Raw genomic sequence first — 12,255 nt, 5'->3', positions numbered from 1 at the left:
ACAAGCTGGACACCCATTTAAATTTTCGCCTTATAATACCTTTTCGATAGGGAAATATTTGATAGTAAAAAAGAAAGTAGCTCCCTTCCCCTCGTCAGACTCAACCCATATTCGTCCACCCATACGCTCCACGATTACTTGGCAAATAGACAATCCCAAGCCCGTTCCCGACACGAAATTGTTCAACTTGATGAAACGCTCAAATATGTTTCGCAATTGTTCCTTCGGGATTCCACATCCCGTGTCGGATACGTAAAACTCTAGCGTATCCTCATCTACCAATCTATACCCAAAATGGATATAGCCCTCTTTCGTGAACTTCATCGCATTTGTCAACAAGTTGATCAAAACCTGAGATAACCTATTCTTATCCACATAAAGACGACAACTCGGCATACGATCCGTAAAACGTAATTCTACGGTATCTGCTATTTTCAAACGCATAGAACTCTCCAGCTCATTCATCAAAACATTCAAGTCCACTTCATTACGGACAAACTCTAAAGTCCCAGCCTCTATTTTCGACAAATCCAGTATATCACCGATCAATTGCAACAAAAGCACATTATTACTCTCAATGATAGAAACAAATTGTTTCTTTTCCTCTTCATCGTCCGTAGTCGTCAATATTTGAGAGAAACCAACGATGGCATTTAATGGAGTCCGGATTTCATGGCTCATATTCGCAAGAAAAGTAGATTTCAACCGATTTGATTCTTCCGCCTTATCCCTAGCTCGTAATAATTCTTCCTCTATCCTTTTTCGCTCGGTAATTCTAAGCGAAGAACCGGTCAATACGATCGGACACCCCCGCTCATCTCTTTTCTCTACGGTCGCCTGCACTTCAATCCAGTCAAAATTAGGATTACTCCTTCCAGACCTATAGATAAGGAATTCCTCTTTTACCTTATCGATATCCCCTCTAATCAATGCCTCACAAACACTTCTCAGCCGTTCTCTATCAGATTTACGGATTTTACTAAAATATTTCTCCTCCGATATCTCAAGTGATCTCTTAGGCATAGGTTGCTCCAAATTACTCAAATCCGAATTAGAGCACTGAATATCACAGAATATGAGATGAGCCCGCAAATCCCACCTCCATGGGATAATATTAGCGACATCTAATGCCAGCGATAGCTTACGGCTCAACGCACGGTAATCTTTCATCAGTTCTAACTCACGTCGTTGCAAATTTCGCTGACGGCCTAAGGTTTCTATTCGCCAAAGGAGGAAAAAGATAATAAAAAACAATAATAGAACACTCATAGAAATATGCAAGCGATATTGTTCCCAAAAAGTAGAGGGCTTCAGATAAAAGAAGGTATCAAGCGGGCAGTCGGAGGGAGAGAATCCTTTTTTTTCCAGCACTTGATAATCAAATACCGGCCTTGGATGATCAGGAGAAACTATAGATCCGTCAAGCGTACCATTAAGTACGGACCGGACCGTCTTTATAACTATATCATGTATGCTAGCCGATACGTAAAAATATCCTCCCAACAGTCCGTTCTTATCAATCGCCATGTCATTTAAAGTGAATATAGGAGAAGAGGTATATGAACTTATCGTCTGATAAATATCAGAACTCTGGACCACGTACTTCCCTTGCCGGCTTTTAAAAGTCCATGAAGACAAAAGTATCCCCGTTTGTTTGTCTACATTCCTTAAAGAATCGATCAAATCGCCTACGGAAGTATCTCCCGCTGTTAACACCGTAAGCTGTACATCTGGGTGTTCAGTTCGCATAAGGTTCTCTACTATCTCTTGATTTTGCAAACCTAGAAAAGTCTTGTCAGATAGAAACAATAACCTTTGCATATCCGGTATCAAACTACGCATCAATCGAACTGTCTCTTTTATATAATCCGGAATGAAAAGAACCGTCACCTGCGGATGCAACCGAATAAAATCTTGTATGGGGGTCTTTTCCTCCTGTGTGATAATCCGTTCTTGCAAATAAGTCTCACGTAAACCTACATATAACTTATTCGTATATAATATGACCGGGATCTGCTGTCCCCAAGCCTTTTCTAACTTATCAAGCAATAAAGCGAACGCTGGATTTCCCAACAACAAGACCATACGAGGAGGAGATTTATACTTTTTAAAAAAATCCTCCTCAAACAGAGATAATTCCTCTTCACTCTGTATCAATAGCATATTCATGTGCTCCGTATAGGCCGTTAGTTCCTCATACTCTTTTATCAACGTCTCGTAAATAGGCACGGTACAATTATAGCTCCATGGGGAATTTTCTGAGTAAGAGTTTATAACGAGTATATAATCTTCATTTTGGGGAGGTTGCGACATAAGGTCTGCACAAATTCCTAACAAAATTAGGATAAGAACAAATATTATCTTAATACGACTCATAGTTTTTTTCAAATATGTGCAAAAATAAACATTTTCTATAAAATAGAATATTAAATCCGATAACAATACATCATTTATTATACATTAATTAATCAGTGAACGCAATTACATACACTACTATTCAAGACTTCACGTCTTTCATCCATCACTATTTACATAATTTATTATGTTGAAAATTATAAGCAAATACTTGAATATTTCAAATAATAGCACTTGAATAACTTGAAAATATTATTCATTTTCATCCATTTTTACAGCGAAATTATTAACTTACAATTTTAAACATCAATAATTATTAAAGAATTACATGTTATTGTACCGAATATATACATTTGCTAAGTCTTTTAATGGTTAAAAGACGATAAGTGATATAAATAATAAGTTTTTATTCAATTTGTAACCTATGAACGCATTAACATTTCAAAAGAAATTATTAAGCATGCAGGAAAACATGATGAATTTCGCGCTCATGCTTACAGCGAATCGGGAAGATGCTTTTGATTTGACACAAGACACGACTCTCAAGGTATTAAGTAACCAAGAGAAGTTTGTAGACAACGTGAACTTCAAAGGATGGGTCCTTACAGTAATGAGAAACATATTTATCAATAACTATCACAAAGTGGTACGTGAGCAAACCCTGATCAATCGGGATGCTGACCTATATAATCTAGACGTATTGAACGACTCTGGGTTTGATTCACCAGAAGGAACCTGCCAAATTCATGATATAACAGAGGCGATCAATAACTTGAACGCAGATTTGAAGGCTCCTTTCTCAATGTTTCTGAGCGGTTATAAATATCACGAGATAGCTGAACGGCTAAATTTACCGCTAGGTACGATAAAAAGCCGTATCTTTTTCGCCCGACAGGAATTACAGAAAACGTTAAAAGACTTCCATTGATAAACTTTTAATTAAATAAAAAGCTCCTATCTCTCTCCATAAGTGAGAGAGATAGGAGCTTTTAACATAGATACCCTATTCGGGGAGACCCGACAGGACTACGGACACGTATCCAACAAGGAGACAAATTTTGGTACGGCTACCCTAGTATCCTTAGATAAGAACATGATTATTAAAAATTATCCCGTACATTTGTCTTTCGATTGGAATTGAAACGAATAAGGCGCAATGATTGTTGTAAGAGATTTTGACAGACTGAAAGGAAAGGAACTGGTGGCTACGATCGGATTTTTCGATGGTGTGCATCTAGGACACCGTTTCTTAATCGACGAGATGAAAGAGATTGCCAAAGCACGTAACCTGCCATCGGCCGTTATCACCTTCCCGGAACATCCCCGGGCCGTATTGCACGCGGATTACCAACCGAAGCTATTAAATTCTTTCGAGGAAAAGTTACAGCAATTAGAGACTACCGGAGTAGATTATTGCATCGTATTGGATTTTACGATCGAGCTATCCCGGCTCTCGGCCAAGGAATTCATTACCTCTATTTTAGCGAAGAGCCTGCATGTAAAGACCTTATTGATCGGATATGACCATCGTTTCGGGCACGATCGGACGGATGGCTTCGAGCAATATGTCGTTTATGGCACCGAATGTGGTATCGAGGTGCTAAAGGCATCTCCCTATGACGAAGGGAATACGGCCGTCAGCTCTTCCGAGATCCGGAAATTACTTCAAGCCGGAAATGTAGCGGAAGCCGCTTATTTACTGACCTATCCCTATCAATTGCTGGGCCATATCGTCAGCGGCTATAAAGTGGGACGCACGCTAGGATTTCCCACGGCGAATATACGGGTAGATGAGCCTTTTAAAGTCATTCCGGGTATTGGCGTATATGCCGTATGGGTGGAGGTGGAAGGCGAACGATATAAGGGAATGCTTTATATCGGTGACCGTCCGACACTCAATAATGGGAAGGACATATCCATGGAGGTCAACATTCTGGATTTCTCCGGAGATATCTACAATGATAGCATTCGTGTCTCATTCGTTCAATACGTACGCGGAGACATCAAATTCGATTCCTTAGAAGAATTGAAAGCCCAACTGGAGAAAGACAGATGCACCGTAAATAATTTATTATAATATGGAAAGATATTACGAAGCGATTGATTTATTAAAAGGCATGATCTCCCGTCCGTCTTTCAGCCGGGACGAGACCGCCGTAGCGGATTTCCTGCAAGCAGAATGGAAAAAGGCCGGACAAAAGGTGTTCCGCAAAGGCAACAACCTGTGGATCATCGCCCCGGATTTCGATTTCGGTAAACCGACCCTTTTACTCAACTCCCATATAGACACCGTCAAGCCCGCTTCCGGTTGGACCAAAGACCCGTTCACTCCCGAAGAGACCGAGGATGATCAATTATATGGACTGGGCAGTAACGATGCCGGGGCGAGCGTAGTCTCCCTCTATGAAGCCTTCTGTATCTTAAGCGAGAAAGAGCAACCTTATAATCTAATCTTCCTTGCGTCTTGTGAGGAAGAGGTATCCGGGAAGAATGGCATTGAAAGCGCATTGGCCGAGCTTCCTCCTATCTCCTTCGCTGTCGTAGGTGAACCCACGGGTATGCAACCCGCCGTAGCCGAGAAAGGGTTAATGGTACTGGATTGCACCGCTATCGGAAAGGCCGGACATGCCGCACGTAATGAGGGCATCAATGCCATCACTTTAGCGATGAAGGATATAGAATGGTTCAGCACCTATCAATTCCCGGAGAAAAGCGACTTCCTCGGACCGGTGAAAATGACTGTCACCATCATCCATGCCGGTACACAACACAATGTCGTTCCCGATAAATGCGAATTCACGGTAGATATCCGCACCAACGAATTTTATACGAACGAACAGTTATTCGAGCTAATCAAGGAAAAGGTTCATTGCGAGATCAAGGCCCGCAGCTTCCGCCTTAGCTCCACCCGCACGGATCTGGATCATCCTTTTGTGCGACGGGCGATCTTGATGGGAAAAGAGCCTTTCGGCTCTCCTACGCTTAGCGACCAAGCCTTGATGCGTTTCCCCTCCGTAAAGATAGGGCCGGGAAACTCGGCACGTTCCCATTCCGCGGACGAATACATCAAGGGACCGGAGATCCGGGAAGCGATCGATACCTATGTAAGGTTACTGAATGGATTACAACTATAGCTTATGTTAAAAAAGATACTGGGGACAATAGGCTCGCGTTATCTGATAGCTTTCCTTAACCTAGCGCTGATCTTCATCAACGCGAAGGTGCTGGGAATCGAGGGCGTGGGGATGATCGGGTTGATCGTGGCCTCGGTAAATATAGCGGTAATCGTCAATGGGATTTTATGCGGGAATACGATTGTCTATTTCATGAATCGTTACTCCATGCGGACAATTTTCCTTTCCGCATATCTGTGGACACCTATCGGCTCTTCCCTAGCTTGCGGCTTCATGTATCTTACCGGGCTTTTATCCACCGGCTATCGGCTGGATATCTTCTTGTTGGCGATCTTGAGCTCTACGGTAAACGCCAATGCCCGCTTCTTGTTGGGTAAAGACAATATCAAAGGGTTTAATCTCACGTTTATATTGCAAGGAGGACTGCTATTTTTCGTCTTACTCTATTTCTATTATATATTGAAGCGCCCGGACGTACGGTCGTATGTCTGGGGATTATATGTCACGAACGGCATAGCCTTTATTGCCAGCCTATCGATGCTTGTTCCTTATTTCTTAAAGGAGACATCCCGGTCTTCCGGCAAATCACTCTACGGTCTATTAAAAGAAATGTTTGCCTACGGCCTGTGGGCCGGCGCAGACGGGTTGGCGGAAACCTGTACTACCCGACTCAATTATTTCTTGATACAACGTTTCGCCGGGTTGGGAAGCGTAGGCTTGCTAGATGCTGGGACCAAGATCTCCGAGAGTGTATGGAATATTAGTCGCAGCGTAAGTTTCATCGAATACAGTAGCGTGGCCAAGACCTCAGAGGCAACGGAACAAAAACGTATTACCTTACAGCTTTTCAAATTGACCTTTTGCGCTTTAGCCCTCGTGATGGGATGTATCTTATTGGTACCGGAATGGATATATACGGATTATCTTTTCAGCGCCGAGTTCAAAGGCATACGTAAAGTGATAGGCGGATTATCGATCGGAATCGTAGCGTTAGGCTGCAACAGCATCATCAGCCATTATTTCATCGGCAGCGGAAAGATCCGGTACAGTACGGCAAGCTCGTGCGTAGGGCTTATTGCCTTATTAATCTCCGGCTTTCTACTCATCCCGTCTTACGGGGTCGTAGGTTCCGCTATCACGACCAGTATCGCCTTTACCTCTATGCTGGTTTTCTCATTGACGGTCTTCTCCCGGCAAACACTTACACGCTGGAATGAGTTCCTTCCGAACAAAAAAGACTTCCAAGCTTGCAGAATTCATATACAAAAATCCTTGTAATTCTATCACGAATTTTATCGATAACGCCATCAAGTTCACGGAAAAGGGGACAATTACGCTTGAAATGATTTCGTGCAAGGTACAGGTCTCGGGTTATCAAAACATAGACTGTACCTTATAAACAAACTCCATCCAAACCCAATAACGGATCGCTTTTCCTAAGAACATGGAGATCGCCACGACCCATATATTAGCCCGCAAGAAACCTAGAGCGACAGCGATAAAATCACCGATACCGGGAAGAAAAACAAAAAAGCCCATCCAAGAGCCTTTTCCCTTGATCCAATCCTGCACCTTCTGTAGTTTTACCGGATCGAGTTTGAGGTATTTCTCGATCCACTCTACCTTTCCCAGCATCCCCAACCAATAGCAGCTCATTCCACCTAAGAAATTACCAAGCGTAGCGGCGATCATACAAGGCCAATAAGCCGAACCCGCCAATAATACACCCGTCAATACGACCTCACTGCTAAACGGCAAGATCGTAGCCGCTAAGAAAGAAGCGATAAACACCCCGATATACCCGTAGGCTATAAGAAATTCCATATACGTATCATTAATAATGCGATAAACATAACTACCGAGAAATGGAACAGCCAAAAGATATATTTCCCCCGGTTCACCGTAAAAAAATGGGCGATCAAGATAGACGCCGGAACACAGGCCATTTCCAGAAATTCCTCGGACGACTGCTCATAGATAAAGAACAATCCAAACGACCAAATGGCCATGACAATCAGAAAAGAAAGAAACTGACGAGTACGCAAATTATCCTCATACTCATGTGTAACGATGTTTAATGAGGCAATGATCGTTAATCCCGCCACTAAAACAATCTGTATCCAATCTATAATTCCCGTCCCTAGTACCGCAAGGAAACGGATCTTGAATAAGGAGGTGAAAGGTATGGTAAATGCCGTGAAATCCCATTCCCAGACACACCATCCGAAAACAAACCAATAAACCGTCAAGATTCCGAACAAGGAAGCGACAAAGGTCCGGATATTCAATGTCCTGAAATTATACATCCCCAGCCAAAACAGCGGCAAGAACCAAAGGATGTGTATCCACAACAGACTTCCGATACTGATAATCAAGGATGCGTTATAAGCCTTATCCGTAGCGTCCGGGTCATGATAAGAGGTAAATAACTGATAAAGGGCCAATATCAAACAAAACACCCCGACAGATGTTGATTTCAAGGGAAAGAAATCCGGGTTTGTACTTGTCAACAAGGCATAGAAGAGAAAGGGAAGCAATGTCTTCTCACGAATCAACATCAACGCATAGTTTACCCGATGCACCAGAAACGCACCACCGGCCATCAGCAAAAAACCGATCAAATAGGTAAACAACTTACCCGGAAGAACCAGACAAAGGGCATTCCATAAAGGAGGAGCCGTCACCTCTCCATACACGGGATAGCCTACCGAATCCACATACCCCACGATCCAACAAAAAATACAAGCGCAAAGCATGTACAAATGGGTCATAGGTGTCGCTATAGTATATCTACGTCCGTAATATGAAGTTGTTCCTCTTGCCATATACCTTATTCTTTCATATTCACATCCTAAAGGAATGAAATAAGTGGCAAAGGTATGAAAATATAACAAGTAAACTGCATCGGCCAACAAAGTTTACTAACCTTGTCATTTCAATTAACTGATTTGGCCGATGCAGCTAACAGACTTGGTCAATGCAGCCAACTGCAAATTAGCTATGTCTTTTTACCATATCACTTAAATATTATATTTACATTTGAAAAATATTCTCACAGAGCGTTGCATTGTTCAAAAAGAAACGTATATTTGTGTTGTCTGGCTAAAGAGCGGTCAGAAAAATAAAAAGAAAGCGTTTTTTGCTTTATCCTTGGTTCGAAGTCTGGAAAATTTCAAGCAAGGAGGATGAAGACAATGTAGCGCTCATTCTGTTAGTGCATGTACACGGCAAGCATTCGCTATGCCAATACATAACTTTACAGCGTGGGAATATTGTTTACTTATTCATCCTTGCAAGGTATTTCCAGACACCCGAATCAGATGAATAGAAAACAAGTCTCACGCTTACTTTGTTTTAAACCTAAAAATTTATATTACCCATAGGAGACAGAGGGAACTTTATTCAGGAAAGGACTTATGGGTACACAACGTCGGTGTTATGAGATCCAAGCCAACGTATCCCACTTGTAATTCAGGATCAAGAGGTACTCCCTCTAACAATTCATGTAAACAATTGCTCAAAGCCCTCACGGCTACTTTGTTAACGTTAAGAATAAGCCCTTAAACGTATGTTAAATTGATTATTTATGAGCAAGATTTAATATAGAGAAAACCATATAAAAGCGCTTAGATTCAAAATCTTTCTTACTATGCAACTCTAATGTAATCTACTTGTCACATGAATAGTCGTACTTTGTAATAGCTAAAAATTAAAACGATTTATGAAAAATTGCAAACATGTAGTCCCTATTCTGGGAGCCTTTTGCTTGATGGCATCTTTATCCTTTATGCCAAAGGAAGCTTGGGCAGAGTCTTCATTAGCACCTATCAGCCAGCAACAAGGCAGTTATCAGTTAACCGGTACCATCCTCGATGGAATGGGTGAACCTGTAATTGGAGCCAATGTATTGGTAAAAGGAACAACGAATGGAGTAGTAACAGACTTAAATGGAAAGTTCAGTTTACAAGTAAAGCCAAACGACATTCTACAAATCAGTTATATCGGTTATAATTCACAAGAAGTGGCAGTCAAAGGCCAACATACACTTAATATTACCCTGAAAGAAGATGTGGAATCTTTAGATGAGGTAGTGGTAGTTGGTTATGGGACAATGAAGAAGAAAGACCTAACCGGCTCTGTGAGTAGCGTGAAGGCAGATGAGCTGACAGCCTTTACCGTAGCCAACCCAGTACAGGCTTTACAAGGAAGAGTTCCCGGCGTAGTACTCTCCCAAAATACAGGTGATCCTTCCGGAGACTATTCTATTAGGATACGTGGAGTAAACTCTATCAAAGGTGACAACTCACCCCTATACATTATCGATGGTATTCCTGCCAGCACAGCCTCTATCAATACCTATGATATTGAATCTATGGAAATTTTGAAAGACGCATCCGCTACTGCCATCTATGGTTCACGTGGTGCTAATGGTGTCGTGATGATCACGACCAAGAAAGGGAAAAGTGGAAAAGCGAAAGTCTCATACGATTTTGAATATGGATTCCAAAAGCAAATCAAGAAACTGGATTTGATGGATGCCCAAGAGTGGGCCCGTTTTTATAACGAATACCTTGTAAACGCAGAGATACTGGAAACCGCTCCCTTTAGTGAAGCTGACATAACCGCCATGGGGAAAGGTATGGACTGGCAAAAAGAGTTCTTTCAAAATGCTCCCATTATGAATCATAACATCAATGTATCTGGAGGTACCGATGACCTAAAATATTTTGTCAGTGGCTCTGCCATGACTAAAGATGGTTTGATCCCGAACAGTTATTATAACAAGTACAATTTGCGTAGTAGTTTGGATATGACTATGAGCAAGATGATAACCGCTTCCGTCAGTATGGGCTACAGTATGATTAACCAGATGAACCAGTCTGATGGAGGTGGTAATGGCGGTTCATCTATGATTGGTGCTGCTTACTCCGCCTCACCAAACTTTTATCCTTATGATGAGAATGGAGATTATAAAGATCTACGCTCTTGGTACAGCTGGTCTAGCCATGAGATCAAGAACCCTTTATGTATGGCTTATGAGTCCACTTATAAAACCGTGACAAATCTGACCAACATCAACGCCGCCTTGAACTTCAATCCGATTAAAGGCTTAAGCATACGGACCAGTTTCGGATTGGAAGGATCTGATGCCCGCTACGATGGTTACACCACCAAAAAGTATATTTACAAAAATAATACTGCCGATGTCAACCACAAGCGTAGTACGAACATCATTAACGAAGATATCGTGACCTACGATTTTTCGTTAAACAACATCCACAGTTTTAACGTAATGGGCGGCTTTACTTACCAACAAAATGTTTACAAATCGATCGCAGCCTCAGGCAACACTTTCTTGAGTGACGTTCAAGAAACGAACAACCTGTCATCAGCAGGAACAGCCAACACACCAAGTACAAACTACAGCAAATGGGTCTTGATGTCTTATCTTGGGCGTATCAACTATAGTTTATTAGGACGTTACCTCGTAACAGCCAGTTTCCGTGCTGATGGATCAAGCCGCTATTCGGAAGGATCAAGATGGGGATATTTCCCTTCTGGTGCTGTGGCATGGCGTGTGTCTGAAGAGCCTTTCATGAAAGAATTTGAAAGTATTTCAAACATGAAGTTGCGTGTTGGCTATGGAAAGACAGGCTCAACAGCTATTGATCCCTACATGACACAAAATCTACTAACCACAGGTAAGACTGCTACTGGAAGCGAGAACGTACCTTACTACTCACCCAGCAGTACCTATCCAGAAGATCTGAAATGGGAGACGACCTCGCAATGGGATGCCGGCGTGGATTTGGGATTCTTTAAACAACGTCTACGTATTACCGCAGACTACTATTATAAGAAAACCACGGATCTACTGAATACAGTATCACTTCCTTCATCATCCGGTTACAAGTCCACCGTACGTAACATCGGTAGTATAAGCAATCAAGGCGTCGAATTATTGATCGAGGGTGATGTGGTACAAAACAAGGACTTTGGCTTAACCTTACAGTTCAATATAGCTCATAATAAGAATCGCGTCGAAGAATTAGCTGATGGTAAAGATATCCTTGGCACAACTTATAGCAACTATGGATCTGGTTCCATCACAATTATCCGTGAAGGTGAGCCATTAGGAGCTTTCTATGTCTACAAAGACACTGGTTTAGACGAGAACGGTTCTTTATCTTATGAGGATATGAACGGAGATGGCCAGTACACCGATACGGAAGACCGTTACATCGCAGGTTCTCCTTTCCCTGATTTTACATATGGTTTGAACTGTGGTATCCGCTATAAGAACTGGGACTTCAACTTCTTTTTACAAGGCAGTCAAGGTAACGACGTGTTTAACTTGAGTGAGATGCGAAACTACAGCTATGGCCAAGGCATGAATATTGAGCGTAAAGTATACTACGAGAGTTGGCGAGAAGGTCAAGACAACAGTCATGCTGCCTATCCCAAGATCAATGCCGTTGGTTCACTGAAATACTCTGACCGCTTTATCGAGAATGGTTCCTATCTGCGTCTAAAAAACATCAGTTTAGCTTACAATCTGCCATGTGACAAGTGGGCTACCAAAAATTGGCTAAACGGTATTCGTATCTTCGTTAGCGCACAGAACTGGTTGACATTAACGAAGTATAAAGGTGTAGATCCTGAAGTTAGCTCAAAAGGCAGCGACGTGAATGCAGGTATAGACCATTTGACTTATCCAAACAGTAAAACCCTTTCCATGGGTGTGAGTGTTAAATTTTAAAATAAG

At 42.0% G+C, this 12,255-nt stretch carries 8 protein-coding genes; 5 read left to right on the top strand and 3 right to left on the bottom strand.

Annotation, left to right across the window (positions count from 1 at the left end; translation table 11 throughout):
- Nucleotides 1-30 precede the first annotated feature (30 nt).
- Nucleotides 31-2,313, bottom strand: coding sequence for an ATP-binding protein (locus tag DWX33_RS09305; protein ID WP_158595292.1), 2,283 nt, complete (start codon nucleotides 2,311-2,313; stop codon nucleotides 31-33).
- Nucleotides 2,314-2,779: 466 nt separating this feature from the next.
- Between DWX33_RS09305 and DWX33_RS09300 the strand changes: the two genes are divergently transcribed.
- From DWX33_RS09300 to DWX33_RS09285, 4 genes are all read left to right on the top strand, one after another.
- Entirely contained in the window at nucleotides 2,780-3,283 is a 504-nt protein-coding gene (locus DWX33_RS09300) for an RNA polymerase sigma factor (RefSeq protein ID WP_036614544.1), read from the top strand.
- Between the two features lie 228 nt (nucleotides 3,284-3,511).
- The gene (ribF, locus tag DWX33_RS09295; protein WP_005860214.1) at nucleotides 3,512-4,432 is read left to right on the top strand and encodes a riboflavin biosynthesis protein RibF; all 921 of its coding nucleotides are present in this window, start codon (nucleotides 3,512-3,514) and stop codon (nucleotides 4,430-4,432) included.
- A gap of 1 nt (nucleotide 4,433) precedes the next feature.
- Nucleotides 4,434-5,489, top strand: a complete 1,056-nt coding sequence (locus DWX33_RS09290) for a M20 family metallo-hydrolase (protein WP_057317251.1) — start codon at nucleotides 4,434-4,436, stop codon at nucleotides 5,487-5,489.
- A gap of 3 nt (nucleotides 5,490-5,492) precedes the next feature.
- Nucleotides 5,493-6,767 (top strand): lipopolysaccharide biosynthesis protein, encoded by a 1,275-nt coding sequence (locus tag DWX33_RS09285; protein ID WP_122297289.1) that lies wholly within the window; start codon nucleotides 5,493-5,495, stop codon nucleotides 6,765-6,767.
- 96 nt (nucleotides 6,768-6,863) lie between these two features.
- On the opposite strand, the gene DWX33_RS09280 is transcribed toward DWX33_RS09285, so the two are convergent.
- Both DWX33_RS09280 and DWX33_RS09275 read right to left on the bottom strand, forming a co-directional pair.
- Nucleotides 6,864-7,313 (bottom strand): YqaA family protein, encoded by a 450-nt coding sequence (locus DWX33_RS09280; RefSeq protein WP_005863579.1) that lies wholly within the window; start codon nucleotides 7,311-7,313, stop codon nucleotides 6,864-6,866.
- On the bottom strand, nucleotides 7,298-8,314 hold the full coding sequence (locus tag DWX33_RS09275; protein ID WP_005860222.1) for a hypothetical protein: 1,017 nt from the start codon (nucleotides 8,312-8,314) through the stop codon (nucleotides 7,298-7,300). The genes DWX33_RS09280 and DWX33_RS09275 overlap by 16 nt, the downstream gene beginning before the upstream one ends.
- Before the next feature lie 896 nt (nucleotides 8,315-9,210).
- Here DWX33_RS09275 and DWX33_RS09270 point away from each other — a divergent pair.
- Nucleotides 9,211-12,249, top strand: a complete 3,039-nt coding sequence (locus tag DWX33_RS09270; protein WP_005863583.1) for a TonB-dependent receptor — start codon at nucleotides 9,211-9,213, stop codon at nucleotides 12,247-12,249.
- Nucleotides 12,250-12,255: the final 6 nt, after the last annotated feature.

The sequence above is a fragment of the Parabacteroides sp. AF19-14 genome (assembly GCF_003635485.1).
Taxonomy (GTDB): Bacteria; Bacteroidota; Bacteroidia; order Bacteroidales; family Tannerellaceae; genus Parabacteroides; species Parabacteroides distasonis.
The sequence above is the reverse complement of the archived record's forward strand: the minus strand, read 5'-3'. Positions and strand labels throughout refer to the sequence as shown.

What these genes read in the sequence shown, in the direction of transcription:
- DWX33_RS09305 (WP_158595292.1), bottom strand. Translation starts at nt 2,313, where the DNA reads ATGTCGCAACCTCCCCAAAATGAAGATTATATACTCGTTATAAACTCT.
- DWX33_RS09300 (WP_036614544.1), top strand. Translation starts at nt 2,780, where the DNA reads ATGAACGCATTAACATTTCAAAAGAAATTATTAAGCATGCAGGAAAAC.
- ribF (WP_005860214.1), top strand. Translation starts at nt 3,512, where the DNA reads ATGATTGTTGTAAGAGATTTTGACAGACTGAAAGGAAAGGAACTGGTG.
- DWX33_RS09290 (WP_057317251.1), top strand. Translation starts at nt 4,434, where the DNA reads ATGGAAAGATATTACGAAGCGATTGATTTATTAAAAGGCATGATCTCC.
- DWX33_RS09285 (WP_122297289.1), top strand. Translation starts at nt 5,493, where the DNA reads ATGTTAAAAAAGATACTGGGGACAATAGGCTCGCGTTATCTGATAGCT.
- DWX33_RS09280 (WP_005863579.1), bottom strand. Translation starts at nt 7,313, where the DNA reads ATGGAATTTCTTATAGCCTACGGGTATATCGGGGTGTTTATCGCTTCT.
- DWX33_RS09275 (WP_005860222.1), bottom strand. Translation starts at nt 8,314, where the DNA reads ATGGCAAGAGGAACAACTTCATATTACGGACGTAGATATACTATAGCG.
- DWX33_RS09270 (WP_005863583.1), top strand. Translation starts at nt 9,211, where the DNA reads ATGAAAAATTGCAAACATGTAGTCCCTATTCTGGGAGCCTTTTGCTTG.